This window comes from Rhizobium sullae, from assembly GCF_025200715.1.
Classification (GTDB): domain Bacteria; phylum Pseudomonadota; class Alphaproteobacteria; order Rhizobiales; family Rhizobiaceae; genus Rhizobium; species Rhizobium sullae.
In genome coordinates, this window is record NZ_CP104143.1 from 1,514,360 (window position 1) to 1,539,798 (window position 25,439).

The window sequence follows — 25,439 nt, forward strand, 5'->3', positions numbered from 1 at the left end:
GTTGTGAATTCAAGCATTCTTGGCTCTTCATACTGTTTTGGCGGACGCAGCAACTTGCTAAGAAGGAACGAACGCCTGATTCCTGCTTTCTCTTGAGAATATAAGCGAATGCTGAACAGGCTCATGCGAGGAATAGATGACGACACCACGTCAGGCTGACGACTACAATGCCCCGATCGTGGATCGCGGAGGACGTTCGGGAACGGCTGTTCGCATCATTCTTCTGGCGCTTGTGCTTGTCGCAGCCGCAGCCGCCTTCGTCTACTTCAAGGATTCGCTTGAAAACGAGATGGTTCTTGGCGTCCTCGGCGTGCTGGCCATGGTCGGCATCTTCTTCCTCGTTTCGTCGGTTATCGGCTTCATCGAGGTCATGCCGCAGCGGCAATCGGATAGCCTTGCGCGGTCGTTTCTCAACAGCCACCCGGACGGTTCGCTGATCACCGACGAGAAAGGGCGGATCATCTATGCCAACGCCGCCTACGGAAAGCTGACGGGCGCCCGCAAACCGACCGAGGTGCAGACTCTCGAAGCGCTGCTTTCGCGCCACCGGGAATCGAACGAAGCGCTTTACCGTCTGTCGAACGGGCTGCGCGAGGGCAGGGAAGGGCAGGAGGAATTCCGCCTGCTGCGTGCTCTTGGCCCGGCAACGAACAATTCCGGCGCTCACTGGTACCGTCTCAAGGCGCGGACGCTGCGAACCGAGGAAGGTGCCGGCAAGCCGCTGCATATCTGGCAGATCAGCGACATCAGCGCCGAGCGCGACGACCAGGAGCGCTTCTTCAAGGAGTTGCAGAACGCGATCGACTACCTCGACCATGCGCCGGCAGGTTTCTTCTCTGCAGGCCGCAAGGGCGAAATCTTCTACCTGAACGCAACGCTCGCCGAGTGGCTCGGGCTCGATCTCACGAAGTTCGTGCCGGGCTCGATGACGATCGGGGATCTCGTGGCGGGCGGCGGGCTGGCGCTCATCCAGTCGGTTCAGGCCGAGCCCGGCCTCAAGAAAACCGATACGCTCGACCTCGACCTCAAGAAGGCGAACGGGCAGAGCCTGCCGGTGCAGCTCATCCACAGCGTGACCTCCATGCGCGACGGCGCGCCGGGCGAGAGCCGGACGATCGTGCTGAGAAGACAGCCAGGCACCGAGAACGAGCAGTCCGCTTCCGCCGCCGCGATGCGCTTTACGCGCTTCTTCAACAACACGCCGATGGCAATTGCCTCGGTTGACGGCGACGGGCGAATCCTGCGCACGAATGCCCCGTTCCTGAAGCTCTTCTCCGGCATCGTTTCGCGCGATGACGTCGAAAATGGCGCAGCGCTCGAAGTCATCCTTCAGGAAACCGACCGGCAGAGGCTGAAGGACGCCCTGGCGGCGGCGAAGGACCGCCAGGGCGATATCCCGCCGATCGATTCGCGCATGCCGAGCGACGAGGCGCGCCATTTCCGCTTCTACGTCAACGCCGTCATCGACCAGAGCGACGAGGCGCCGGAAGAGGCCGCGATCGTCTATGCCGTCGAGATGACGGAGCAAAAGGCGCTGGAAGCACAGATGGCGCAGACGCAGAAAATGAATGCGGTCGGCACGCTTGCGGGCGGCATCGCGCACGACTTCAACAACGTGCTAACGGCGATCCTCCTGTCGTCCGACCATCTGCTGCTGCAGGCGCGGCCGTCGGATGCAAGCTTTGCCGACCTTATGGAAATCAAGCGCAATGCGAACCGCGCCGCGGTTCTCGTGCGCCAGCTGTTGGCCTTTTCGCGCAAGCAGACGATGCGGCCGACGGTGTTGAACCTCACCGACGTTGTCGGCGACCTGCGCATGCTTGTCGACCGGCTGCTGTCCGGCACCAACGTCAAGCTCGATGTCGAATACGGCCGCGATCTCTGGCCGGTGAAGACGGACCTGTCGCAGTTCGAGCAGGTGCTGATCAATCTTTGCGTCAATGCGCGCGACGCGATGCCGGAGGGTGGCAAGCTGACGCTGCGCACCCGCAACGTGACGGCGGCGGAAGTGGCTGGTTTCAATTATTCCTACATGCCGCATGAGGACATGGTGCTGATCGAGGTGGCCGATACCGGCACCGGGATTGCGCCCGACATCATGGACAAGATCTTCGAACCCTTCTTCACAACCAAGGAAGTGGGCAAGGGGACGGGCCTCGGGCTGGCGATGGTCTACGGCATCGTCAAGCAATCCGGCGGCTATATTCAGCCGGAATCCGAAGTCGGCAAGGGAACGACTTTCCGGGTCTTCCTGCCGCGCCATGTCGTCGATCCGGCCGTCGCCGCCGAGGCGGACGCCATTGCGGCAGCCGAAGCCGGGGCGGCTGCACAGAAGTCGGCCGCAGGCCAGCCGGAACAGCCGGAAGACCTGACGGGCAACGCCGTCATTCTGCTCGTCGAAGACGAGGAGGCGGTGCGCCGCGGCGGCAAGCGCATGCTGGAAACACGCGGCTACACCGTCCACGAGGCCGGCTCGGGCGTCGAGGCGCTCGACATTCTGGAGGAACTGGACGGCAAGGTGGACATCGTCGTTTCGGACGTCGTCATGCCGGAGATGGACGGGCCGTCGCTGCTGCGCGAGCTGCGCAAGAAATATCCGGACATGAAGTTCATCTTCGTTTCCGGCTATGCTGAAGACGCTTTCGCCCGCAACCTGCCGCCGGACGCCAAGTTCGGCTTCCTGCCGAAGCCCTTCTCGCTGAAGCAGCTCGCCGTCGTCGTCAAGGAAACGCTGGAAGGCGAATAGGGAGGCGGTAACCGCCGCCCGTCCGATTTCAATCGTCGAGCGCCACGGCAATTTCAGCCGCCAGGCGGGCATTGTTCTCGACGAGCGCGATATTCGTCTGGAGGCTCCGTCCGTCCGTCAGATCGAAGATCGTGCCGAGAAGATAAGGGGTCACGTCCTTGCCGCTGATTTCGTCGCGTTCGGCGCTGTCCAGCGCCCGTTCGATGTAGATTTCCATCTCCTCGCGCGGAATTTCATCTTGTTCCGGAACCGGATTGGCGATCAGCATGCCGCCGTCGATGCCCAACTGCTCACGGGTGATCTGGAAATTGGCGATGGCGGCCGGGCTGTTCAGCGTCAGCGGGCTGCGCAGGCCTGAGGAACGGGACCAGAAGGCCGGGAACTCTGCGCTCTCGTAGGTGACGACGGGAACGCCGCTGGTTTCCAGGACTTCCAGGGTCTTCGGAATATCAAGGATCGCCTTTGCACCGGCGCAAACGACAATGACGCCGGTACGGGCGAGCTCCTGCAGGTCGGCCGAGATATCGAAGCTCTCTTCGGCGCCGCGATGCACGCCGCCGATACCGCCGGTAGCAAAGACCTTGATGCCGGCGCGGGCGGCGGCGATCATCGTTGCGGCAACCGTCGTGGCACCGGTGCGGCGCTCGGCGATGGCGAATGCGAGATCGGCGCGCGAGACTTTCATCACGTCCTTCTCCTTCGCGAGCTTCTCAAGCTCCTCCGGCTCCAGGCCGATATGCAGAACGCCGTGAATGACGGCGATCGTTGCCGGAATGGCACCTTGCTCACGGATGATCGCTTCGACGCTACGGGCCATTTCGATATTGCCGGGGTAGGGCATGCCGTGGGTGATGATCGTCGATTCAAGCGCCACCAGCGGCGCACCGCGCTGCTTTGCGGCGGCAACCTCCTTGGAATAGGAGACCGGCAGGAGGGGGGAGATCGGTTTCGTCATTGTCTCTTCCGTTTCATCGATATTGCCGCTTCAATGCAGAATTCTGGCACGCTGAACAAGGGCAAGCGTTTCCGCAAGCAGTTTCGCCGAGAGTTTTTCGTTGACGGCATAGGGCGACTGGACCGTGAGTGCAGCGGCCGCCGCGCCGTGCCGCAGGGCTTCCTGGAGCGGCAGGCCCTGCATCAGGGCGGAGAGGATGCCGGCCGCAAGCGAATCTCCGGCGCCCGTCACGTCGGCGACGGTTTCGACCGACGGAGGCGAAAGGCAGAAAGCGCCGTCCCTGCCGAAGGCGATCAGTTCGCGCTGCCCGCGTGTGATGACGCCGCTCTTCAGGCCGGTGTCACCGAGCAGTGACACCCAATCCTCCGGCTTGTCAGGGAGCTGGCCGACCAGGGCTGCGGCCTCGGCCTCATTGAGGAAGAGATAGTCGATGCCGCCGATACACGCCTTGAGCTTGACCACTTTTGCCGGCGATATGGCAATCGCGGCCACGGGTATGCCGAGCGCATTGGCTCGGCTGACGATCGCCGCGATCGTCTCTTCCGGCAGGTTCGCATCGAAAAGGATGAGGTCGTTTGCCGCGAAGGCTTCCCGGACCCAGCGGATCGCCAGCCGGCGCGGCACGAAGTAGCGGTAAAGCTCCATGTCGGCGAGGGCGATCACCAGGTTGCCGTCCCGCTCCAGAATGGCCGTGTAGCTCGGCGTCTTGCGATCGAGAAAGACGAAGGGTCGGTCGCTGATACCGGCCGCATAAGCCGCCTCCGTCACCAGTTCCCCTGCCGGATCGCCGCCGCGCGGCGAAATCATGGTGACGTCGAAGCCAAGGCGCGCTAGATTCCTTGCGGCGTTGAAGCCGCCGCCGCCCGGTTCCTCGAACCAGGTGCCGGGGTTGCTGGCGCCCGGCGCCGTCTCGCCGGAAATGCGCCCGCGCCGATCGATATGCGCGCCGCCGAAAACGAGGATTCTTTTCATCGTCCTGAATGCTCCCAGCCGGTGGAAGAAGCGAATCGTACAGAGGCGCCGGATGCCGCAGTCTCAGCCCGACGTTGCCTAACTCGTTGCTTTGCATCGATAAAACAAATATAGAACACGGGACGTTTTACCTTTTTCTTTCAATTGTTTGGGCGCCCATTGCACAGCTGGAACAAATGGGGTACAAACTCGATATTGCTCAAGCGGCTTCAATAACCTAAAGGTGGATCGGATGTCTCAAAATTCATTGCGGCTCGTAGAGGACAAATCGGTGGACAAAAGCAAGGCGCTTGAAGCGGCACTCTCACAGATTGAGCGGTCGTTCGGCAAGGGCTCGATCATGAAACTCGGCGCGAACGAGAGTGTCATCGAGGTCGAAACGATTTCGACCGGCTCCCTCAGCCTCGATATCGCGCTCGGCATCGGCGGCCTTCCGAAGGGTCGTATCATTGAAATCTATGGGCCGGAAAGCTCCGGCAAGACGACGCTTGCATTGCAGACGATCGCCGAAGCGCAGAAGAAGGGTGGCATCTGCGCATTCGTCGATGCCGAACATGCGCTCGATCCGGTCTATGCTCGCAAGCTTGGCGTCGATCTCCAGAACCTTTTGATCTCGCAGCCGGATACCGGTGAGCAGGCGCTTGAAATCACCGATACGCTGGTGCGCTCCGGCGCCGTCGACGTTCTCGTCGTCGATTCCGTTGCGGCTCTCACGCCGCGTGCTGAAATCGAAGGCGAGATGGGCGACAGCCTGCCGGGCCTGCAAGCACGCCTGATGAGCCAGGCGCTGCGCAAGCTTACGGCTTCGATCTCCAAATCGAACACCATGGTGATCTTCATCAACCAGATCCGCATGAAGATCGGCGTCATGTTCGGCTCGCCGGAAACAACGACAGGCGGCAATGCGCTGAAGTTCTATGCCTCCGTCCGTCTCGACATCCGCCGTATCGGCGCGGTCAAGGATCGCGAAGAGGTGGTCGGCAATCAGACCCGCGTCAAGGTCGTCAAGAACAAGATGGCGCCTCCTTTCAAGCAGGTGGAATTCGACATCATGTATGGCGAAGGCGTTTCCAAGACCGGCGAACTGATCGATCTCGGCGTCAAGGCCGGCATCGTCGAGAAATCCGGTGCCTGGTTCTCCTATAACAGCCAACGTCTCGGCCAGGGCCGCGAGAACGCCAAGCTCTTCATCCGCGACAATCCGGACATGGCCCGCGAGATCGAGACAGCGCTTCGCCAGAATGCCGGGCTAATTGCGGACCGCTTCCTGCAGAATAGCGGGCCGGACGCCAATGATGGCGACACCGACACGGATATGTAATCCGCAGCTTCAGCTTTGCTGTATCGAAACCGGCCGCATTCCTTGATCAGAATGCGGCCGGTTTTGTTTGTCTGCTGGACAGTGGCAAGGGTGAACGATAAAAGCCACTGGATTTGAGTTTTGACCTGCCTTGGGCAGCACTGAAGGGCATAGCATGAGCGGCGTGAATGATATCCGGTCGACCTTCCTCGACTATTTCAAGACGAACGGCCACGAGATCGTGCCGTCGAGCCCGCTTGTGCCGCGCAACGATCCGACGCTGATGTTCACCAATGCCGGCATGGTGCAGTTCAAGAACGTCTTCACCGGCCTGGAGCAGCGCCCCTACAAGACGGCATCGACGGCGCAGAAATGCGTCCGCGCCGGCGGCAAGCACAACGACCTCGACAATGTCGGCTATACCGCGCGCCACCATACCTTCTTCGAGATGCTCGGCAACTTCTCCTTCGGCAACTATTTCAAGGAGCGGGCGATCGAGCTTGCCTGGAACTTGCTCACCAAGGAGTTCGGCCTCGATGCCAAGCGTCTCTTGGTCACTGTCTATCACACGGACGATGAGGCCTTCGGCCTCTGGAAGAAGATCGCCGGGCTTTCTGACGAAAAGATCATCCGCATTCCGACGAGCGACAATTTCTGGGCGATGGGCGATACCGGCCCGTGCGGCCCGTGCTCGGAAATCTTCTACGATCACGGCGATCACATCTGGGGCGGTCCTCCCGGCTCTCCGGAAGAAGACGGCGACCGCTTCATCGAGATATGGAACCTCGTCTTCATGCAGTATGAGCAGCTGACGAAGGAAGAGCGCGTCGATCTGCCTCGGCCCTCGATCGATACCGGCATGGGGCTGGAACGGGTGGCGGCCGTGCTGCAGGGCAAGCATGACAATTACGACATTGATCTGTTCCGCGCGCTGATCGAAGCCTCGGAAGAGGCAACCGGCGTCAACGCCGAGGGCGAGCGCCGTGCGAGCCATCGCGTCATCGCCGACCATTTGCGCTCTTCCGCATTCCTGATTGCCGATGGCGTGCTGCCCTCGAACGAAGGCCGCGGCTATGTGCTGCGCCGTATCATGCGCCGCGCCATGCGGCATGCGGAGCTTCTCGGCGCCAGGGAGCCGCTGATCTGGAAGCTGCTACCGGCGCTCGTCCAGCAGATGGGCCGCGCCTATCCGGAACTCGCCCGCGCCGAGGCGTTGATCTCCGAAACGCTGAAGCTTGAGGAAACCCGTTTTCGCAAGACGCTGGAGCGCGGCCTGTCTCTGCTTTCCGACGCGACGACGGCGCTCGGCAAGGGCGACATGCTGGACGGCGAGACGGCCTTCAAGCTCTATGACACTTACGGCTTTCCGCTCGACCTGACGCAGGATGCGCTGCGCGCCCGCGAAATCGGCGTCGATCTTGCCGGCTTCACGGATGCGATGGAGCGCCAGAAGGCCGAGGCCCGCTCGCATTGGGCAGGCTCCGGTGACAAGGCGACCGAAACTATTTGGTTCGAGCTCAAGGAAAAGCATGGCGCGACCGAATTCCTGGGCTACGACACCGAGACCGCCGAAGGCGTCGTCCAGGCGGTCGTCAAGGATGGCGCTGCCGTCATATCCGCCTCGGCCGGCGACAAGGTCCAGATCGTCGTCAACCAGACGCCGTTCTACGGCGAGTCCGGTGGCCAGATGGGTGACACCGGCATCATCAGTTCGGACCATGCGAAGGTGGAGATCACTGATACGCAAAAGAAAGGCGAGGGCCTGTTCGTCCATACCGGGACGGTCATCGAAGGTTCGCTGAAGGCTGACGATGCCGTCGCGCTGTCCGTCGATCACGCCCGCCGCTCGCGCCTGCGCGCTAACCACTCGGCAACGCACCTGCTGCACGAGGCGCTCCGCGAAGTGCTCGGCACGCATGTGGCGCAGAAGGGTTCCCTGGTCGCGCCGGAACGCCTGCGTTTCGACGTTTCGCATCCGAAGCCGGTGTCCGCCGAAGAACTCAAGGTCGTCGAGGACATGGCAAACGAGATCGTGCTGCAGAACGCACCGGTCACTACGCGGCTGATGAGCGTCGACGACGCTATCGCCGAAGGTGCGATGGCGCTCTTCGGTGAGAAATACGGCGATGAAGTGCGCGTCGTCTCGATGGGGCAGGGCGTGCGCGGCACGAAGGCCGGCAAGCCTTATTCGATCGAGCTTTGCGGCGGCACGCACGTGGCGGCGACCGGCCAGATCGGCCTCGTGCGCATCCTCGGCGAAAGCGCTGTCGGCGCGGGCGTGCGCCGCCTCGAGGCGGTCACCGGTGAAACTGCGCGCGAATATCTGGCTGAGCAGGACGAGCGCGTGAAGTCGCTCGCGTCGTCGCTGAAGGTTCAGCCTGCCGAAGTGCTTTCGCGCGTCGAAGCGTTGATGGACGAGCGCCGCAAGCTCGAGCGCGAACTGGCGGACGCCAAGCGCAAGCTTGCCATGGGCGGCGGGCAAGGCGGCTCGACGGACGCGGCGCGCGAGGTTGCCGGCGTGAAATTCCTCGGCAAGGCGATGACGGGCGTCGATCCGAAGGACCTCAAGGGCCTTGCCGATGACGGCAAGTCCAGCATCGGCTCGGGCGTCGTGACGCTGATCGGCGTATCGGATGACGGAAAGGCGAGCGCGGTCGTTGCCGTAACGCCGGACCTGACGGCGCGGTTCAGCGCCGTCGATCTGGTGCGTGTTGCATCTGCTGCCCTCGGCGGCAAGGGCGGCGGCGGGCGGCCGGACATGGCACAGGCGGGCGGCCCGGACGGCTCCAAGGCCGACGAGGCGATCGAAGCGGTTGCGGCAGCACTTGCAAGCTGATTTCATCTGCCGGTGAGGTTTGAAAGGCGGGGCTTATCCTCCACCTTTTTGTTGTGCGCCCAGCATGGGTGCATTCTTGTGGTGCAAGTCCCACCGTGCAACTGCGGAAGGGTGAGCGACCGTCGGGAGGTAAAGCGGTTCCTATTGCATCTGCTGCATGAGTTCGTCATCCAGTGCGGTGGCTCGCCTGTAGCCTTCGCGGTTGGTCACGCGGGCGACATAGTCCGCGAAGGCCTGGCGCTTTTCGAACGTGCCGAAGCCCAAGCCCCAGCCGATATGCGAGCCGACGTAGACATCGGCGGCCGTGAAGCGATCGCCGGCAATATAGGGTGAAGTGCTGACGGCTTTTTCGAGCGTGTCCATGACGTCGCCAAAGCTGCCGTAACCGGCCATCCGGCTCTTTTCGGCGGGCGTCACAAAGCCGAGCGCACGGTTCGTGGCAGCAGCTTCCAAGGGGCCTGCGGCGAAGAACATCCAGCGGTAATAGCTGCCGCGCTCATGAGGCTTCGGAGCGAGCTCCTTTTCCGGAAAGGTATCGGCGAGATAGGCGCAGATCGCGGCGCATTCCGTCACGATCGTTTCGCCATGCCGGATCGTCGGCACCTTGCCCATCGGGTTCACGGCCAGGTAGTCCGGCGCCTTCATCGTGCCGCCGAACGTCATGATTTCCGTGTGGTAGGGAACTCCGGTCTCCTCCAGCATCCAGCGGGCGATACGGCCGCGCGACATTGGGTTCGTATAGAATACCAGCTCGTCAGCCATGCTTTCCTCCTCCTCCCTTTCCGGTCTAGCGCGCCCCGCAGCAAAATCAAGCCTGCCGCTCAAAGCGCCTTGCGGTACTGGATGAAACCGGAGCTCTCGGCGATCTGGTCGTAGAGCCGCCGTGCCGTCGCGTTGGTCTCGTGGGTCATCCAGTAGAGCCTGCCGGCGCCGTTCTCCCGTGCAAGATCTGCCACGGCTTCGATAAGAGCTGCGCCGGTGCCTGTGCCCCGCCGGTCGGCTTCGACGTAAAGGTCCTGCAGATAGCAGGTCCATCGTGGCAGCCAGCAGGAACGGTGGAAGATGGCGTGAACGATGCCGACAAGGCGGCCGCCCGCGTCGAAGGCGCCGAGCGCGTACATCTCTTCGGCCGGGTCGTGGAAGCGGCTCCAAGTCAGGTCCGTCGTTTCCGGCGGAATAACGACTTCGTAGAAGCGCTGGTAGGCGACCCAGAGAGGCTCCCAGGCGGCGCGGTCAGACGCCTGCAGCGGGCGGATGGTCGTCGTCATGTCCATGCTCCTCTTCGTGCCTGAAACGAATACGGCGGGAAGACCCCGCCGTATTCGTTGTTCGATGTCTCCAGGTGCCTCAGGCGCCCATGGCCTTCTGCAGGTTGGAGTCGATCTTGTCGAGGAAGGCGGTCGTGGAGAGCCATGGCTGATCCGGGCCGATCAGCAGCGCCAGGTCCTTGGTCATAAAACCGGCTTCGACGGTGTCGACGCAGACCTTTTCCAGCGTGGAGGCGAAGCGGGCGAGCTCGGTGTTGTCGTCGAGCTTGGCGCGGTGCGCCAGGCCGCGGGTCCAGGCGAAGATCGAGGCGATCGAGTTCGTCGAGGTTTCCTGGCCCTTCTGGTGCTGGCGGTAGTGGCGGGTGACCGTGCCGTGGGCGGCCTCGGCTTCCACCGTCTTGCCGTCCGGCGTCAAGAGGACCGAGGTCATCAGGCCAAGCGAACCGAAGCCCTGGGCAACCGTGTCGGACTGCACGTCGCCGTCGTAGTTCTTGCAGGCCCAGACGTAGCCGCCGGACCACTTGAGCGCCGAGGCGACCATGTCGTCGATCAGACGGTGCTCGTAGGTGATGCCGGCTTCCTTGAACTGGTCCTTGAATTCGGTCTCGTAGACTTCCTCGAAGATATCCTTGAAGCGGCCGTCATAGGCCTTGAGAATGGTGTTCTTGGTGGACAGGTAGACCGGCCACTTGCGCATCAGGCCGTACATCATCGAGGCGCGGGCGAATTCGCGGATCGATTCGTCGAGATTGTACATGGCCATGGCCACGCCGGCGCCCGGTGCGTTGAACACTTCCCTTTCGATGACCTGACCGTCTTCGCCGACGAACTTGATGGTGAGTTTGCCCTTGCCCGGGAACTTGAAGTCGGTGGCGCGGTACTGGTCGCCGAAAGCGTGACGGCCGACGACGATCGGCTGCGTCCAGCCTGGAACGAGGCGCGGAACGTTCTTGCAGATGATCGGTTCGCGGAAAATGACGCCGCCCAAAATGTTGCGAATCGTGCCGTTCGGGCTCTTCCACATTTCCTTGAGGTTGAATTCCTTCACGCGGGCTTCATCCGGCGTGATCGTCGCGCACTTGATGCCGACGCCGTATTTCTTGATGGCGTTTGCGGCATCGACCGTGACCTGGTCGTTCGTGGCGTCGCGGTTTTCGACCGAGAGGTCGTAATAGTCGATGTCGAGGTCGAGATACGGATGGATCAGCTTGTCCTTGATGAGCTGCCAAATGATGCGAGTCATTTCATCGCCGTCGAGATCGGCGACGGGATTGGCGACCTTGATCTTCTTCATGTATCTGCCTCGTTCAAGCTTGGAAGGGACGACCGTCCCAGGGTGGGTGATGAAAAATCCCGAGCGCTATAGCATTGTGAGCCGGGAACGCAAAGCCGCAAGCGCCGTTCAAAGCGCATTTTGGCGTGCCTTTGCCAAGTCCGGAGGTTCGGCTAGTGTTCCCCGCAATTGCCTTTCGAACCGGATATTTCATCATGAAGACGATCGCCCTCCTGCTTGTCGCATTTGCCGGTTTGCCCGCCGTCCCCGATGGCGCGGAGATCGAGGCACCGGTGCAGGAAGTCATGGATGCAACCGTCCAGAACTGGGCGAGTGAAAGCAGGTTTGATTTGATCGACGGTATACGGGACAGGTCAATCCTGCGGCATGGGCCTTGCCGTTTCGGCTTTGCAAAGCTATTCCCCGCATGACAGCAAGGACGGCATTTATGGCGGGCACGAATAGCGAGCGCAAACTTTTGGCCGAAGGACCGGTCATCATTCTGGTCGAGCCGCAGATGGGCGAGAACATCGGCATGGTGGCGCGCGCAATGGCGAATTTCGGCCTTGCGGAGCTGCGCCTCGTCAATCCGCGCGACGGCTGGCCGAACGAAAAGGCACAAGCCGCCGCCTCCAAAGCCGATCACGTTATCGAAGGCACAAACGTTTACCACACGCTGGAGCAGGCTGTCGCTGATCTGAACTTCGTCTATGCGACGACGGCCCGGGAACGGGATGGCTTCAAGCCGGTGCGTTCTCCGGTGGTTGCTGCCGAAACGTTGCGGGCGAAATTCCGCGCGGGCGAGGGCACCGGCATCCTCTTCGGCCGTGAACGCTGGGGGCTGACCAACGAGGAAGTGGCTCTTGCCGATGAGATCGTGAGCTTCCCGGTCAATCCCGCCTTCGCCTCGCTGAACATCGCGCAGGCCGTGCTTCTGATGTCTTACGAGTGGATGAAATCCGGCATGGAGGATGCTGGTGCCGTGCCGTTCCAGGCGACGTCGCAGACGCAATCGACGAAGGAGCAGCTCTTCGGACTTTTCGACCAGCTGGAAGAGGCGCTGGAAGCACGCAATTATTTCCATCCTGCCGGGAAAAAGCCGAAAATGGTGGACAATCTGCGCGCGGTCCTTTCCCGCCGCGCCTTCACGGAACAGGAAATCAGCGTGCTGCGCGGCGTGATATCTTCCCTTGACCGCTTCTCGCGCAAGTATCCGCGCGGAAGCCGTCCGCCTGCAGACACCAAGGAATAGCCGAAAGATGACATCAGCAGCGAATGAGCTGAAACCGGTCTTGATCTTCGATTCCGGTATCGGGGGGCTGACTGTGCTCCGCGAAGCCCGCGTGCTGATGCCGGAGCGCGGCTTCATCTACATCGCCGACGATGCGGGATTTCCCTATGGGGGCTGGGAAGAGCAGGCGCTGAAGGAGCGTATCATCACGATCTTCGACAGGCTGCTCGGGGACTACGATCCCGAAGTCTGTGTCATCGCCTGCAATACGGCCTTTACGCTGGTTGGTGCCGATCTGCGCGCCGCCTTCCCGCAGATGACTTTCGTCGGCACGGTGCCGGCGATCAAGCCCGCCGCAGAGCGCACGCGTTCCGGTCTCGTCTCGGTGCTTGCCACGCCCGGCACGGTCAAACGCGCCTATACGCGGGATCTGATCCAATCCTTTGCGCAGCAATGCCACGTCCGCCTCGTCGGCTCGGAGAATCTGGCGCGCATGGCGGAAGCCTACATCCGCGGCGATACCGTCTCGGACGAGGCTGTCATGACGGAAATCGAGCAGTGCTTCGTCGAAAAGGACGGCCGCAAAACTGACATCGTCGTGCTCGCCTGCACCCATTATCCCTTCATGGCGAACCTCTTCCGGCGGCTGGCACCCTGGCCAGTGGATTGGCTGGACCCCGCCGAGGCCATCGCACGGCGCGCGCGCAGCCTCGTGCCGCAGGTGGCCGATGGCGTTCACCCCGACAACTTTGATTTCGCTGTGTTTACCTCCGGCAATCCGGATTTCGCCACAACGCGACTGATGCAGGGCTTCGGGCTGACGGTCCGGTGACGCGTCCAGCTTCAATCGTGATAGGATGGCGCGAACCGTCGGAGGTGGGTGCAATGGCGACAGGCGAAGACTTGCGACGCATCGCGTTATCGCTGGAGGGTACGATCGAGGCCCCGCATTTCGACCGCATGGCATTCAGGGTCGCGCGGATCTACGTCACGCTCGCCGCCGATGGCCGGACGGCAAACTTCAATTTCACGCCTGACGAACAGCAGTTCAAATGCATGATGCTGGCGGATGCCTTTTCGCCGGTGCCGAATGCCTGGGGCAGGCAGGGCTGGACGACCGCGGATCTGTCGCAGCTGGGCGAGGAGGATCTCGAGAATGCGTTGTGCATGGCGTGGGCGCATGCGCAACGCAGGAAGCCGGCGCGGTGATAAGCGCTAGGCCGCAACTGTCCGCATTCGCTGTGGGTTTTGCAAACGCGTGGGCGAAATGCCCGGAAATCTTTGATAGACGGAAGCGCGCCGTTTCAGGACAATGGCGCTTCGCATCATTGAGTCTCATCTGAATAGGTCATTGCATTGCAGGTTGGTATCGATATGGGAATGGCGTCAGGGAACACCCCGGCGACGCTCGATATCGAGGAGCTGCTGGCGACCCGCCTTCTTGTGCAGGGCAATTCCGGCTCCGGCAAGTCGCATCTCCTGCGACGGCTGCTTGAACAGTCCGCGCAGTGGGTCCAGCAGGTCATCATCGATCCGGAAGGCGACTTCGTCACGCTCAGCGACCGCTTTGGCCATGTCGTCGTCGATGGTGAACGGACGGAGGCGGAGCTTGCAGGCATTGCCAACCGTATCCGTCAGCACCGTGTCTCTTGCGTATTGACGCTGGAGGGCCTCGACATCGAGCAGCAGATGCGCGCGGCGGCCGCCTTCCTCAACGGCATGTTCGATGCCGATCGCGAATACTGGTATCCCGTGCTCGTCGTTGTCGACGAGGCGCAGATGTTTGCCCCGTCGGTCGGCGGCGATGTTTCCGAAGATGCCCGAAAGATGTCGCTGGGCGCTATGACGAACCTGATGTGCCGCGGCCGCAAACGCGGGCTGGCGGGGGTGATCGCCACGCAGCGGCTGGCGAAGCTTGCAAAGAACGTTGCGGCGGAAGCCTCGAACTTTCTGATGGGCCGCACTTTCCTCGATATCGACATGGCGCGTGCCGCCGACTTGCTCGGCATGGACCGGCGCCAGGCAGAAATGTTCCGCGACCTGAGGCGCGGCAACTTCGTGGCGCTTGGACCGGCCTTGTCGCGCCGCCCGCTGCCGATCCAGATCGGTGCCGTGGAGACGTCGGCGCGCTCGTCGAGCCCCAAGCTGATGCCGCTGCCGGACGCGCCGCAGGATGTCGAGGACCTGATCTTCACGCCCGATCCGGAGGAATTCCAGCGCCCAATCGCGCGCCGCGCGCCGCCGGCGCCACGGCCGACGACGGACATTCTGGCAGAGCTTTCACGCTCGGCGCCTGCGGCGACCGCTGCGCCCGCAGAGGCGCGTGCAAGCCAGCGGGAGCTTTCCGCTGAGGAGCGCGAGGAACGGCTTGCGGCCGTGCTTTCGGAAATCCTCGACGATCCGGGTTCAGGTTTCCGGACGGATTCGGTGCTCTACCAGGAATTCCTGGTGCGTCTGCGCATGCGCCGCGTGCCCGGGCCGCCGATGTCGCTGCCGGAGTTCCGCCGGCGCGTGGCGATCTCGCGGTCTGGCGTCGATGCCGCAACAGCCGGGACCGAAGTCTGGGCGGCGGCACTTTCGTTGTCAGCCGGTGTGACCGACGATCTGCAGGGCGTATTCCTGATGCTGGCGAAGGCGGCGGTCTGCGGCGAGCCTTGCCCGTCCGACGCCCGGATAGCCCGCGCCTACGGTACGCATTCGGCGCGCCGGGCCAGGCGTCTCCTCGGATATTTCGAGGAGCAGGGCACCGTCGTGGTGCACACGGACTTCACGGGCAAGCGCGTCGTGGCTTTCCCGGACATGAACTGCCAGACGGCGCCAGGCGATGCGAATGCGCCCGATCAAGGCGATGCGCCACAAGCGGCGGAATAAGCTTATGTCTCGACAAGGTAGAGCCTTGCTTTGCCATCAACCGCAAGCGACGCACGTATCCGACGGTCGAGAGTCGCGAGAACAGGCAATGAGAACGTTTACGTCGAGAAGGAACGTCACGGATATTCGTTGACAAATTCAGGTGTAATCGCCCGCCCCGTTGGATCTTCTTTATAAGCGGAATGCCGTTACGCATTACGGGTGATCGGGCCTGGATCAGCGATTTGCGAGCCAAGTCAGATAATCTCGCCAAGGCTTTTATCTTGCTGCGCGGGCATGGCCTTGGCTGTGTCAAGCACATCACCATCGATCGCGAGGGTCGTTTCACAAGTCTCCGGCCATTTGCTTTCGATATGGCGATAAACGCGATATTTCTCAACGCGCTCCGCTGTTGACATTTTCATGACGAACCCCTAAAGACCGCCCGAACGCCGGGCAGCAATGTCCGGTGTTTCATTTGACATGTCCCGTGGATTTGTCCTGTTCGCGTAATAGGATGGTCCTGTCGGGCTTTCGGAAGAAAGCCAAAGGAGGGCGTGTTTCCTTCGCGCGGTTTGGCAACAAACCGCCCTAACGTTCTGAAAGGAAATACGATGAGCAAGCGCGAATCGTCCAAGTACAAGATTGACCGCCGTATGGGCGAAAACATCTGGGGCCGTCCGAAGTCCCCGGTGAACCGCCGCGAATACGGCCCGGGCCAGCATGGTCAGCGCCGCAAGGGCAAGCTTTCCGACTTCGGTGTGCAGTTGCGCGCCAAGCAGAAGCTGAAGGGCTATTACGGCGACCTGCGCGAAAAGCAGTTCCGTGCGATCTTCGACGAAGCCAACCGCCGCAAGGGTGACACCTCGGAAAACCTGATCGGTCTTCTGGAGTCCCGTCTCGACGCGATCGTCTATCGCGCCAAGTTCGTTCCGACCGTTTTCGCTGCCCGCCAGTTCGTGAACCACGGCCACGTGACCGTGAACGGCGTCCGCGTCAACATCGGGTCCTACCGTTGCAAGGCCGGCGACGTCATCGAAGTTCGCCAGAAGTCGAAGCAGCTCGTTACGGTTCTGGAATCCATCAGCCTCGCCGAACGCGACGTTCCGGAATACATCGAAGCTGATCACAACAAGATGGTTGCGACCTTCGCACGCGTTCCTTCGCTCTCCGACGTTCCGTATGCGGTCGTCATGGAGCCGCATCTGGTGGTCGAATTCTATTCTCGCTAATTGGCGAGAGGCGTTTTCGCATACGGAAAAGCCGCCTCCTGGGCGGCTTTTTTGTTCTCTGGAGAGAAGCCATGGTGGATTTGCAGGCCGTCCTCGACAGCATCTACAAGGAGCTGACGCCCCGTATCGGCGAGGGCAGGATCGCGGACTATATCCCTGAGCTTGCCAAGATCGATCCGAACCAGTTCGGTATGGCGGTCGTCACCGTCGACGGCAGGGTCTACACCGCCGGCGATGCCGCTGTGCCTTTCTCCATCCAGAGTATTTCCAAGGTCTTCATGCTGACCTTGGCGCTCGGCAAGGTCGGCGAGGGCCTTTGGAAGCGGGTCGGGCGCGAACCGTCTGGTTCCGCCTTCAATTCCATCGTCCAGCTCGAACATGAGCACGGAATCCCGCGCAATCCCTTCATCAATGCCGGCGCGATTGCTGTTACCGACGTCGTGATGGCCGGTCATGCGCCGCGCGAGGCGATCGGAGAACTGCTGCGCTTTGTTCGCTATCTGGCAGACGATGAATCCATAACCATCGACGACAAGGTGGCGCGCTCCGAGACGCAGACAGGATACCGGAATTTCGCACTCGCCAGTTTCATGCGCGCTTACAAAAACATCGACCATCCCGTCGAACACGTGCTCGGCGTCTATTTCCACCAGTGTGCGCTGTCGATGAGCTGCGAGCAGCTGGCGCGGGCAGGGCTTTTCCTTGCGGCACGCGGCAGCAATCCCATGACAGGCCATTCGGTCGTTTCGCCGAAGCGGGCGCGGCGCATCAACGCGCTGATGCTCACCTGCGGCCATTATGACGGATCGGGCGACTTTGCCTATCATGTCGGCCTGCCCGGCAAGAGCGGCGTCGGCGGCGGCATCTTCGCCGTTGCTCCGGGGATCGCCTCGATCGCCGCCTGGTCGCCGGGCTTGAACAAGGTTGGCAATTCGCAGCTCGGGGCCGTGGCGCTGGAGATGCTCGCAGCGCGCACCGGCTGGTCGGTTTTCGGCGATTGACGCTTCGTTGAAACCCGGCTTTCTGCTAAGGCAGAGTCCGTTGGATTGGATGGGACGATGAATATCGCAGCCAACATTGATGAGGCCTTCAAGGTAGCTGCGGAAGACGGCGTGATCGGCCATGCGCTGTTTGCAGATGCGCCGCGCTCCGTGTCGTTCAACAAACTGCGCAAGCGCTTGCTGCGGCAGGTGCGCCAGGCCTTCGACGATTTCGATATGCTGAAGGGCCAGAAGCGGTGGCTGATCGGCGTTTCGGGTGGCAAGGATTCCTACGGGCTGCTGGCGCTGCTGCTCGACCTGCAATGGCGTGGATTGCTGCCGGTCGAGCTGATCGCCTGCAATCTCGATCAGGGCCAGCCGAACTTTCCGAAACATATCCTGCCGGATTACCTGACCGAGATCGGTGTGAAGCATCGCATCGAATATCGGGATACCTATTCGATCGTGAAGGAGAAGGTGGCGGAGGGGGCCACCTATTGCTCGCTTTGTTCCCGTCTTCGCCGCGGCAATCTCTATCGCATCGCGCGGGAGGAGGGCTGCGACGCCTTGGTGCTCGGCCATCACCGCGAGGACATTCTCGAGACTTTCTTCATGAACTTCTTCCATGGAGGGCGCCTTGCCTCCATGCCGGCGAAGCTGCTCAATGACGAGGGTAACCTGATGGTGCTCAGGCCGCTTGCCTATTGCGCCGAGGACGACATGGCGAAGTTTGCGGCTGCCATGCAGTTTCCGATCATCCCTTGCGACCTCTGCGGCTCACAGGACGGCCTGCAGCGCAATGCGATGAAGGATATGCTTGCAGATATCGAGCGGCGCATGCCGGGCCGCAAGGACACGATGCTGCGGGCGCTCGCGCATGTGAACCCCTCGCACCTGCTCGATCCGAAGCTCTTCGATTTTTCCAGCCTGATGGTCGCGGGACCGTCACCGGCAAGCGTGTAACTGGGCGAAACGCTCTAAAGCAAGGACATGCCATGACTTCGACAGTTGATGTGACAGCGCTCTCCGATCTCCTCAGGCGGGCGGCGAAGGCCGAGATACTGCCACGTTTCCGGCGTCTCGGCAGCGGCGACGTACGGATCAAGACCGAGGCGACCGATCTGGTGACAGAAGCCGACGAGCAGGCTGAGCGGATGATGAAGGCAGAGGTGGCCAAGCGCTGGCCTGACGCGGTCTTCATCGGCGAGGAGTCGGTTGCGGCCGACCCCGCGCTGCTCGGCAAGTTGCAGGGAGCGGATCTCGCGATCGTCGTCGATCCGGTCGACGGCACCTTCAATTTCGCTTCCGGCATTCCCGCCTTCGGCGTCATGGCTTCGGTCGTGTCGAAGGGCGAAACTGTCGCCGGCATCATATACGACCCGATGGGCGACGACTGGGTGATGGCGGAGAAGGGCGGCGGCGCCTGGCTGCGGCGGCCGGAGGGCGAGGCGGAACGGCTGTCGGTGGCCACGCCGGTGGCTTTAGAACAGATGGTCGGCATGGCGTCCACCGGATATCTGCCCAAGGAAAAGCGGCCGGAAATTCTCGCAAATCTTGCGAAGGTCCGCTTCCTCGTAAATTACCGTTGCGCTGCGCATGAATACCGGACATTCGCGTCGGGCCACGTGCACTATCTGATGTACAACAAGCTGATGCCCTGGGACCATCTGGCGGGAACGCTGATCTGCCAGGAGGCGGGCGCCCATGCGGCGCGTTTCGATGGCTCGCCCTATCTGCCGCACCACGTCGGCGGCGGCTTGCTGGTTGCTCCGGACAAGGCGTCATGGGAACTGCTACGGCGGGAAGTTTTCACGCTCTGAGGATTGAGGTCGCAAGCCTCGATCCATGTCCGACATATAGGGAGAAATGCATATTTCCTCCCAAGGCGTTTTGATCACGATACCGCCCCGCTTCAGAGCGGGGTTTTCGTGTTAGCCTTGGCTTAGTTCGTTGAACTTGTCGTGATCCGGTCGACCGGAATGCTGGGCGAGTTTTGCGGGAGGGATGCGATTGCGAACATCGTAAAGGCATAAGCGGCAAATACAGAAGCCGCGACGGTGGTCCTGATCATCTCTTGCTCCATCGTTGCCAAGACAGATTAGCCCGAAAGGGCGATGGCCACAAGAAATATGAACGCCAGATGAACAAAACATCATGGCGAATACCCGTATTGCCGTGAGCGATGCGCCGTTGTGCGGTCAAATTGCTCGGGGTTCCGGAGCGACTCCGCCGGAACGAGTCGCCCGGTGATTCGTTGAGTGGAATGTTTTTGCGTGAGGTATAGCGTCATGGAGAAAAAGGATATCCGGAAATTCCCGCCCATCAGGATCAAACTTGGCGGACGCTATCGCGTCGTCAGGACGGTTCACGATGCCTATAAGCTGATGGTCATGGAATGGCCGATCCATGATGGTCCGGCGCTCTATCGTGCTGAGGTGACCTGCCTTGACGCCTTCAACGGCGCTATACCTCCAGAAGAAGTACGCAAGAAGTTCCTGGTCGCGGCCAGCGAGGCGCACCTGGAATACGTCGTCTGACGCATACCAGCAGGGCTCAGCGTTCATTCTCAGACGTAAGCGGCTGCCTCAACGCGGAGATAGTCCAGTGAGCGCCTGACACCTTCTTGAAGACTGATTCGTGGAGCGAGCCCGAAGCGCTGTTGAAGAGCAGTGTCGCCACACCGGAAAAACACACCTTCGGGACGGTTGGTCGTTCCGGCGACTTCCGGCGACCAGCCCAATTCTTGGCTGATCAGGACTGCGAGCTCGATGAAGGACGTCGTTCCGCCGGTCGAAAGGTTCATGCTTGTTCCCGTCGGCAGCCGGTGCACGGTTTGCCAGATGAAATCGATACAGTCGGCGATGTGAATGAAGTCGCGGCGCTGACGACCGGAGCCCCAAACGGACACCTCGGCTGCTCCCCATTCCTTGACCAATCTCTGGCAGATTGCTGGGAACGGGTAGGCGATATCCTGATCTTCGCCGTAGCCGCTGAATGGCCGATACGCGATGGCCCGGCCGCCGTATCGCTCGACATAGAGCTTCATGAGATACTCGCCAGTCAGCTTAGTCCAACCATAGCTCAGATCCGGAACGCCAAGCGGCCGTTCGAACGAAATCATCTCCTCCGAAAGCGCTGTCTGCATTTCCTCGGTCTGAAACGCCACCGGATAGGCTGCGCTGGAGCTGAAATAAACAACGTTCCCGGGCTTGTTACAGCCCGCCCATCGCCACAGCGCGGCATCGACCGACAGGTCCTCGGCGACGAGAAGCGTTTCGTTCTCAAGCGTCATTCGTCCGCCGACGAGGGCGGCAAGATGAAAGACGTAGTCGAAACGTTGGGAGGAGGTCTCGAAGAATGATCTGCAATCCTCCTCAAGGAAGATGAAATGCTTGCTTGGGCGCCTCCAAAGAGCCGGGTGCTTTGCGCCTGTCCTCGGTTTCAGCGAGTCAACGCATACAATGTCCAGTCCTTCCGCGAGAAGCCGATCACAAAGATGTCGGCCGACAAAACCGCATCCGCCTGTCACAAGTGCACGCACCATGATCCTCCTAAACCGTCACAAGGGCGGGCGGCTTCGCCGGTGTAGATGCCAGTAAATCGACGCTCCCAATCCTGTCGGTTTGGTGCGACTTTTTTTCCGAAAGCCCGTGCGCCTTCGGCCAGCCATTTCACAAGGCTATTGCTCTTGATTTTCACCAGCGCCTCGGCGAGCGAGCCCGCGTCGCCGCTCTTGAAGACGAGGCCCGCGCCATTGCCTTCAATCTCTTCGGCAATGAGGGCGTTGCTGCTGACGATTACGGGAATCCCGCGACCGAGCGTGCCTAGACTTTTCTCCCAGGTCGTCCGTCCGAGGAAGACGATGCGCTCTCTGCGCCAGAACTCGGTTGACCGCCGCGTCAACGGTTCCGTGGGTGTGCGCAATGTGGTGAAATGCCGGAAAGGACCCGGCTTTAGGTAGGTTTCGATGCATGTGCAATCGATGCCAGCGCTGCGGCGTGTCTGCAGGCACTGAATAGCTACCTTTGTTGCGCCGCCGCGCACAACCGATAGGCCATTTATGACTATGATCCGCATATCCTTGGACCGTCGCAACAGAGCCGCATGCCCCGACCGGGCTTGAAGTTTGATTGGTGGTGTTAAAATCCCCCATCCTATGAGGCGATGTTTTCAGGCTGATTGCAATTCAGCCTTTTGCACTAATCTGCAATCATCAAATGTGCAGGACTTTACATAAGGTTGCAGACGATCCGAATGCGCAACAAGCTGTGGTAGCGGCTCGCCTCATCGCGCAGCCTGCAACCGCGACGCAGGCCAGGTCCGCAGCGCTCCCGCCGGAACGAAGGCGCTTGCTCCATCAGAAATGCGCAGCACCCGGGTCGAGTTGAGGACCGTCGCCCGGGTGGGTGAAGAGCTTGCCGTTTTCGGCCCAAAGCGTCGCAACGATGCTGACGGCGCCGAAGACCGCAAAGCCGGCAAAGAGCGGCTGGACAGTGCCGTTGAAGAGCTGGCCGACGGCGCCGCCGAGCAGTGCGCCGACGGACGTCGACACGAAGCCGGTGATGGCGGTCGCCGTGCCTGCGAGATTGCCCATCGGCTCCAGGCTGATTGCCGTGAAGTTCGTGGCGATCACCGCAAACATCATCAGCAGAATCGAAAACAGCGCATAGTCCAGCGCGAAATTGACACTTCCACCGAGCGCCATGACGTAGCCGAATGCCGAAATCACTGTGAAGAGGATCATGGCCGTGTGCGAGATGCGGCGCATGCCGAAGGTGCGGACGAAGAAGCCGTTGGCGAAGTTCGCCACCGCGATGCCGCCTGCCGTTGCCGCAAAAGCGATTGGCAGCCAATCGCCGAGGCCGTAGACCTCGCCGAAGACCTGCTGGACAGAGATGACGTAGGCGCTGATCACGCCCGTGAACATCGTGAGCCCGATCATGTAACCGCAGGTGATGCGGTTCGTGAGAACGGTCCTGAAGCCATCGACGATCGAACCGACGGAGAGCGGGATACGCTCGGCAGCCGGCAGCGACTCCTTCAGTCGCGTCAGCGCCCAGAGGAAGAGGATCGAGCCGACGACACCGAGCAGGATGAAAATCCAGTGCCAGTCGGCGTAGCTGATGATCAGCTGGCCGACGGAAGGCGCGACGATCGGTACGATCATGAAAACGATCATCACATAGGACATGACGCGGGCCATTTCGCGGCCGCCGAAACAGTCGCGGACGATCGCCATCGTGGTGATGCGGACGGCCGCCCCGCCGATGCCCTGGACGAAGCGCATTACGAGCAGCATCTCGAAGCTGCCGGTCAGTGCTGCGCCGAACATCGCCAGCACATACACGGCAAGACCACCAAGCAGGATGCGGCGGCGGCCGAAGGTGTCAGAAAGACTGCCGAAGACGATCTGTGAGACACCGAAACCGAAGAAAAACACGCCGATGACAAGCTGCGCATCATTGGTCGTCGTCACGCTCAGCGAGCGGCCAATGGCGGGCAGGGCGGGTAACATGCTGTCGATCGCCATGGCGATACTGGCGGTCATGATGGCGATGGTGATGACGAATTCGGTGAAGCCCATGCCGATGCGGCTGGAGCCCTGGTTTTCGGCGTGCGGTTTATGCGCGGTCATTCTTCAAATCCGATCAATGTAAAATAAAAAAAGACGGCCCGCTCAGGCACGCGGATTGTGGGGTTGAAACAGGCGGCCCTTCTCGGCGATCAGGACGAAGACCAGTCCGATGATCGACACGGCGAAGTAGCCGGAGACCATGGGCAGCGCGGTGCCGTCAAAGGCCTGGCCGATGGCCGCGCCGATGAGCGCGCCGCCGATCGTGCTCATGAAGCCGAGCACGGAGGAGGCGGTGCCCGCCACGTGGCCGAGCGGCTCCATGGCGAGCGAGTTGAAGTTCGAGCCGATCCAGCCGAACTGGAACATCGCAATGCCGAAGAAGCCGATGAAAAGGAAGAAGGGCATCGGTTGCGGGCCAACGACCTGCACGATCATCCAAAGCGTGTTGACGGCGAGGAAGCCGAGCAGCGATCCATGCGACAGCCGCCGCATGCCGAACTTGCCGACGAAGCGCGAGTTGAGGAACGAGGCAATGGACATAAAGATCGCGACGGCGGCGAAGGCGAAGGGAAAATAGACGCCGAGATCGTAGATGCCGACATAGATCTGCTGGGCGGAGTTGATGAAGCCGAACAGGGAGCCGAAGATGAAGGTGGTGGCAAGCGTGTAACACAGCGCAATGCGGTTCGTCAGAACGAGCTTGAAGCCGCCGAGGATCGAGCGCGCCGTGAATGGCCGAACGTTGCGCGGATCGAGCGTTTCTGGCATGCGATAGAAGGTCCATGCAGCGATTGCCGCCCCCATTGCGGCTATGAAGACGAAGATCATATGCCAGCTGGCAAAGAGCATGATGATCTGGCCGCTGCCTGGCGCAATGACCGGTACAATCATGAACACCATCATGATCAGAGACATAACTTCGGCCATCTGCCGGCCACCGTAGATGTCGCGGACGATCGAAATGGTGATGACGCGCGTTGCGGCCGAGCCGATGCCCTGAATGAAACGCAGCACGAGCAAGCCGGCAAACGAGGGTATGAAAACGATTCCGATCGCGGACGCGATATAAATCCCTAGACCAACGAGAAGCGGCAAGCGGCGGCCGAAGCGATCGGAAATCGGCCCGTAGAAGAGCTGAGCGGCGCCGAAGCCAAGAAGATAGGTCGAGACGACGAATTGCCGGTGGTTTTCGCTTTCGACGCCGAGATTTGCGCCGATCTGTTGCAGAGCCGGCAGCATGATATCGATCGCCAGCGAATTGGTTGCCATCAAAAATGCGGCGAGCGCGATGAATTCACGCTTGCCCATGGGCATTTGGCCCGCGGACACGGCTTGAGATGAATCTGTCACGATGAAAATCCCATAAACAGGTCAAGGCGCTGTTCAGCACAGCGCCTCGAACTCGAATTTGAACAGATTTGGAAACCGGGCGAACGCCCGGTGACCTGTCAGGCGGCGCGAACCGTGACGCCGCTTTCCTGGAAGTGTTGCTTCAACTCGCCGGCCTGGAACATTTCCCGCACGATGTCACAGCCGCCGATGAACTCGCCCTTCACGTAAAGCTGCGGGATCGTCGGCCAATTCGAATAATCCTTGATGCCCTGGCGGATTTCCGAATCGGCGAGCACGTCAATGCCCTTGTAGTCGACGCCGAGGTAATCGAGGATCTGGACGACTTGGCCGGAGAAACCGCACTGCGGAAACTGCGGCGTGCCCTTCATGAAAAGGACGACGTCGTTCGTCTTGACTTCGTTGTCGATGAATTCGTTGATACCGCTCATGAGACCCAATCCTTTCAACAGGCAGGTTAAAGGCCCGCCGTTTCAATCGTTAGCCTTAAATAGCATGTGACGGCCCAAATTCCAGCCGCCAAAACCAAAAAAAGATAAGCATGCTACCCGATGCGCAATGTTGAAAAAACTAGCGGCCGCGCTGCCTGCTGCGGGTCGCGACGGTGCGGCGTTTGCTGACCTGCTTCCTGGCGGGTTTGCTTGCGGTCGAAGCCTTGCGGGTGAAGCGGCCGGTCGTGGCCGAGCGCGTCTGGCGCTTCTTTCGCTTGGTCGTGGTGCGGCCCGCCGTCTTCTTGAGGATTTCCTTAAGCACACTTTCGACCACGCCGCTGACGAGTTCCTTCACGATATCGGCCATCGGCCCCTCCCGCACTAAAAACGCTCCGAGGCTATTGAATTCCGGATGCTTTCGGTTAGCAAGCGCTCTTCAA

The 25,439-nt window shown here is 61.1% G+C and carries 25 protein-coding genes; 13 read left to right on the forward strand and 12 right to left on the reverse strand.

The genetic code is table 11. The features are described 5' to 3' along the window. Positions 1–136: 136 nt before the first annotated feature. Positions 137–2,746, forward strand: coding sequence for a cell cycle histidine kinase CckA (gene cckA, locus N2599_RS07620; protein ID WP_027512379.1), 2,610 nt, complete (start codon positions 137–139; stop codon positions 2,744–2,746). Between the two features lie 28 nt (positions 2,747–2,774). On the opposite strand, the gene N2599_RS07625 is transcribed toward cckA, so the two are convergent. Together N2599_RS07625 and N2599_RS07630 are read right to left on the reverse strand one after the other, a co-directional pair. Continuing rightward, positions 2,775–3,701, reverse strand: coding sequence for a pseudouridine-5'-phosphate glycosidase (locus N2599_RS07625; protein ID WP_027512380.1), 927 nt, complete (start codon positions 3,699–3,701; stop codon positions 2,775–2,777). A 30-nt stretch (positions 3,702–3,731) separates the two neighbouring features. After that, the gene (locus N2599_RS07630; protein ID WP_027512381.1) at positions 3,732–4,673 is read right to left on the reverse strand and encodes a carbohydrate kinase family protein; all 942 of its coding nucleotides are present in this window, start codon (positions 4,671–4,673) and stop codon (positions 3,732–3,734) included. A gap of 232 nt (positions 4,674–4,905) precedes the next feature. Between N2599_RS07630 and recA the strand changes: the two genes are divergently transcribed. Both recA and alaS read left to right on the forward strand, forming a co-directional pair. Further along, positions 4,906–5,994 (forward strand): recombinase RecA, encoded by a 1,089-nt coding sequence (recA, locus tag N2599_RS07635; protein WP_027512382.1) that lies wholly within the window; start codon positions 4,906–4,908, stop codon positions 5,992–5,994. 154 nt (positions 5,995–6,148) lie between these two features. Further along, entirely contained in the window at positions 6,149–8,809 is a 2,661-nt protein-coding gene (alaS, locus tag N2599_RS07640) for an alanine--tRNA ligase (RefSeq protein WP_027512383.1), read from the forward strand. A gap of 141 nt (positions 8,810–8,950) precedes the next feature. Here alaS and N2599_RS07645 read toward each other — a convergent pair whose 3' ends face one another. The 3 genes from N2599_RS07645 to N2599_RS07655 form a co-directional block, all read right to left on the reverse strand. Beyond that, on the reverse strand, positions 8,951–9,571 hold the full coding sequence (locus N2599_RS07645) for a glutathione S-transferase family protein (protein WP_027512384.1): 621 nt from the start codon (positions 9,569–9,571) through the stop codon (positions 8,951–8,953). A 59-nt stretch (positions 9,572–9,630) separates the two neighbouring features. Beyond that, positions 9,631–10,077: a GNAT family N-acetyltransferase gene (locus N2599_RS07650; protein WP_027512385.1), complete on the reverse strand. Its 447-nt coding sequence runs from the start codon at positions 10,075–10,077 to the stop codon at positions 9,631–9,633. A 79-nt stretch (positions 10,078–10,156) separates the two neighbouring features. Continuing rightward, positions 10,157–11,371 carry an NADP-dependent isocitrate dehydrogenase gene (locus N2599_RS07655; protein ID WP_027512386.1) on the reverse strand — a complete coding sequence of 405 codons (1,215 nt, stop codon included), beginning with the start codon at positions 11,369–11,371 and terminating at the stop codon, positions 10,157–10,159. Positions 11,372–11,565: 194 nt separating this feature from the next. Between N2599_RS07655 and N2599_RS07660 the strand changes: the two genes are divergently transcribed. The 5 genes from N2599_RS07660 to N2599_RS07680 all read left to right on the forward strand — a co-directional run bounded on the left by N2599_RS07660 (position 11,566) and on the right by N2599_RS07680 (position 15,452). Continuing rightward, a complete protein-coding gene (locus tag N2599_RS07660) occupies positions 11,566–11,781 on the forward strand; it encodes a hypothetical protein (protein ID WP_156915327.1) in 216 nt (71 codons plus the stop codon). Positions 11,782–11,798: 17 nt separating this feature from the next. Continuing rightward, a complete protein-coding gene (locus N2599_RS07665) occupies positions 11,799–12,602 on the forward strand; it encodes an RNA methyltransferase (protein WP_027512388.1) in 804 nt (267 codons plus the stop codon). Between the two features lie 7 nt (positions 12,603–12,609). After that, positions 12,610–13,413, forward strand: coding sequence for a glutamate racemase (murI, locus tag N2599_RS07670; RefSeq protein ID WP_027512389.1), 804 nt, complete (start codon positions 12,610–12,612; stop codon positions 13,411–13,413). Positions 13,414–13,466: 53 nt separating this feature from the next. Next, positions 13,467–13,790: an MmcQ/YjbR family DNA-binding protein gene (locus N2599_RS07675; RefSeq protein WP_027512390.1), complete on the forward strand. Its 324-nt coding sequence runs from the start codon at positions 13,467–13,469 to the stop codon at positions 13,788–13,790. 147 nt (positions 13,791–13,937) lie between these two features. Next, complete coding sequence (locus tag N2599_RS07680; RefSeq protein WP_027512391.1) at positions 13,938–15,452, forward strand: ATP-binding protein; 1,515 nt, start codon at positions 13,938–13,940, stop codon at positions 15,450–15,452. 236 nt (positions 15,453–15,688) lie between these two features. Here the strand turns inward: N2599_RS07680 and N2599_RS07685 are convergent, their stop codons facing one another. Beyond that, positions 15,689–15,856: a hypothetical protein gene (locus N2599_RS07685; protein ID WP_156915328.1), complete on the reverse strand. Its 168-nt coding sequence runs from the start codon at positions 15,854–15,856 to the stop codon at positions 15,689–15,691. Positions 15,857–16,045: 189 nt separating this feature from the next. Between N2599_RS07685 and rpsD the strand changes: the two genes are divergently transcribed. From rpsD to N2599_RS07710, 5 genes are all read left to right on the forward strand, one after another. Continuing rightward, positions 16,046–16,663: a 30S ribosomal protein S4 gene (rpsD, locus tag N2599_RS07690; RefSeq protein WP_027512392.1), complete on the forward strand. Its 618-nt coding sequence runs from the start codon at positions 16,046–16,048 to the stop codon at positions 16,661–16,663. Positions 16,664–16,734: 71 nt separating this feature from the next. Beyond that, the gene (locus tag N2599_RS07695) at positions 16,735–17,664 is read left to right on the forward strand and encodes a glutaminase (RefSeq protein WP_027512393.1); all 930 of its coding nucleotides are present in this window, start codon (positions 16,735–16,737) and stop codon (positions 17,662–17,664) included. Positions 17,665–17,721: 57 nt separating this feature from the next. Further along, positions 17,722–18,606, forward strand: coding sequence for a tRNA 2-thiocytidine(32) synthetase TtcA (gene ttcA / locus N2599_RS07700; protein WP_027512394.1), 885 nt, complete (start codon positions 17,722–17,724; stop codon positions 18,604–18,606). Between the two features lie 32 nt (positions 18,607–18,638). Next, positions 18,639–19,463 carry an inositol monophosphatase family protein gene (locus N2599_RS07705; RefSeq protein ID WP_027512395.1) on the forward strand — a complete coding sequence of 275 codons (825 nt, stop codon included), beginning with the start codon at positions 18,639–18,641 and terminating at the stop codon, positions 19,461–19,463. Positions 19,464–19,931: 468 nt separating this feature from the next. Then, a complete protein-coding gene (locus N2599_RS07710) occupies positions 19,932–20,180 on the forward strand; it encodes a DUF982 domain-containing protein (RefSeq protein WP_037143141.1) in 249 nt (82 codons plus the stop codon). A 29-nt stretch (positions 20,181–20,209) separates the two neighbouring features. Here N2599_RS07710 and N2599_RS07715 read toward each other — a convergent pair whose 3' ends face one another. The 6 genes from N2599_RS07715 to N2599_RS07740 all read right to left on the reverse strand — a co-directional run bounded on the left by N2599_RS07715 (position 20,210) and on the right by N2599_RS07740 (position 25,366). Further along, positions 20,210–21,187: an NAD-dependent epimerase/dehydratase family protein gene (locus N2599_RS07715; protein WP_027512397.1), complete on the reverse strand. Its 978-nt coding sequence runs from the start codon at positions 21,185–21,187 to the stop codon at positions 20,210–20,212. Continuing rightward, the gene (locus tag N2599_RS07720) at positions 21,169–21,687 is read right to left on the reverse strand and encodes a glycosyltransferase (protein ID WP_027512398.1); all 519 of its coding nucleotides are present in this window, start codon (positions 21,685–21,687) and stop codon (positions 21,169–21,171) included. Before N2599_RS07720 ends, N2599_RS07715 begins: the two co-directional genes overlap by 19 nt. A 313-nt stretch (positions 21,688–22,000) precedes the next feature. Continuing rightward, on the reverse strand, positions 22,001–23,278 hold the full coding sequence (locus N2599_RS07725) for a multidrug effflux MFS transporter (protein WP_027512399.1): 1,278 nt from the start codon (positions 23,276–23,278) through the stop codon (positions 22,001–22,003). A 42-nt stretch (positions 23,279–23,320) separates the two neighbouring features. Beyond that, a complete protein-coding gene (locus tag N2599_RS07730; RefSeq protein WP_027512400.1) occupies positions 23,321–24,526 on the reverse strand; it encodes a multidrug effflux MFS transporter in 1,206 nt (401 codons plus the stop codon). A gap of 140 nt (positions 24,527–24,666) precedes the next feature. Further along, a complete protein-coding gene (gene grxD / locus N2599_RS07735) occupies positions 24,667–24,999 on the reverse strand; it encodes a Grx4 family monothiol glutaredoxin (protein ID WP_027512401.1) in 333 nt (110 codons plus the stop codon). A gap of 139 nt (positions 25,000–25,138) precedes the next feature. Beyond that, positions 25,139–25,366 carry a hypothetical protein gene (locus N2599_RS07740; RefSeq protein ID WP_027512402.1) on the reverse strand — a complete coding sequence of 76 codons (228 nt, stop codon included), beginning with the start codon at positions 25,364–25,366 and terminating at the stop codon, positions 25,139–25,141. Positions 25,367–25,439: the final 73 nt, after the last annotated feature.

Coding starts and splice junctions, on each gene's coding strand:
- cckA (WP_027512379.1), top strand. CDS start 137: ATGACGACACCACGTCAGGCTGACGACTACAATGCCCCGATCGTGGAT.
- N2599_RS07625 (WP_027512380.1), bottom strand. CDS start 3,701: ATGACGAAACCGATCTCCCCCCTCCTGCCGGTCTCCTATTCCAAGGAG.
- N2599_RS07630 (WP_027512381.1), bottom strand. CDS start 4,673: ATGAAAAGAATCCTCGTTTTCGGCGGCGCGCATATCGATCGGCGCGGG.
- recA (WP_027512382.1), top strand. CDS start 4,906: ATGTCTCAAAATTCATTGCGGCTCGTAGAGGACAAATCGGTGGACAAA.
- alaS (WP_027512383.1), top strand. CDS start 6,149: ATGAGCGGCGTGAATGATATCCGGTCGACCTTCCTCGACTATTTCAAG.
- N2599_RS07645 (WP_027512384.1), bottom strand. CDS start 9,571: ATGGCTGACGAGCTGGTATTCTATACGAACCCAATGTCGCGCGGCCGT.
- N2599_RS07650 (WP_027512385.1), bottom strand. CDS start 10,077: ATGACGACGACCATCCGCCCGCTGCAGGCGTCTGACCGCGCCGCCTGG.
- N2599_RS07655 (WP_027512386.1), bottom strand. CDS start 11,371: ATGAAGAAGATCAAGGTCGCCAATCCCGTCGCCGATCTCGACGGCGAT.
- N2599_RS07660 (WP_156915327.1), top strand. CDS start 11,566: ATGAAGACGATCGCCCTCCTGCTTGTCGCATTTGCCGGTTTGCCCGCC.
- N2599_RS07665 (WP_027512388.1), top strand. CDS start 11,799: ATGGCGGGCACGAATAGCGAGCGCAAACTTTTGGCCGAAGGACCGGTC.
- murI (WP_027512389.1), top strand. CDS start 12,610: ATGACATCAGCAGCGAATGAGCTGAAACCGGTCTTGATCTTCGATTCC.
- N2599_RS07675 (WP_027512390.1), top strand. CDS start 13,467: ATGGCGACAGGCGAAGACTTGCGACGCATCGCGTTATCGCTGGAGGGT.
- N2599_RS07685 (WP_156915328.1), bottom strand. CDS start 15,856: ATGAAAATGTCAACAGCGGAGCGCGTTGAGAAATATCGCGTTTATCGC.
- rpsD (WP_027512392.1), top strand. CDS start 16,046: ATGAGCAAGCGCGAATCGTCCAAGTACAAGATTGACCGCCGTATGGGC.
- N2599_RS07695 (WP_027512393.1), top strand. CDS start 16,735: ATGGTGGATTTGCAGGCCGTCCTCGACAGCATCTACAAGGAGCTGACG.
- ttcA (WP_027512394.1), top strand. CDS start 17,722: ATGAATATCGCAGCCAACATTGATGAGGCCTTCAAGGTAGCTGCGGAA.
- N2599_RS07705 (WP_027512395.1), top strand. CDS start 18,639: ATGACTTCGACAGTTGATGTGACAGCGCTCTCCGATCTCCTCAGGCGG.
- N2599_RS07710 (WP_037143141.1), top strand. CDS start 19,932: ATGGAGAAAAAGGATATCCGGAAATTCCCGCCCATCAGGATCAAACTT.
- N2599_RS07715 (WP_027512397.1), bottom strand. CDS start 21,187: ATGGTGCGTGCACTTGTGACAGGCGGATGCGGTTTTGTCGGCCGACAT.
- N2599_RS07725 (WP_027512399.1), bottom strand. CDS start 23,278: ATGACCGCGCATAAACCGCACGCCGAAAACCAGGGCTCCAGCCGCATC.
- N2599_RS07730 (WP_027512400.1), bottom strand. CDS start 24,526: ATGGGCAAGCGTGAATTCATCGCGCTCGCCGCATTTTTGATGGCAACC.
- grxD (WP_027512401.1), bottom strand. CDS start 24,999: ATGAGCGGTATCAACGAATTCATCGACAACGAAGTCAAGACGAACGAC.
- N2599_RS07740 (WP_027512402.1), bottom strand. CDS start 25,366: ATGGCCGATATCGTGAAGGAACTCGTCAGCGGCGTGGTCGAAAGTGTG.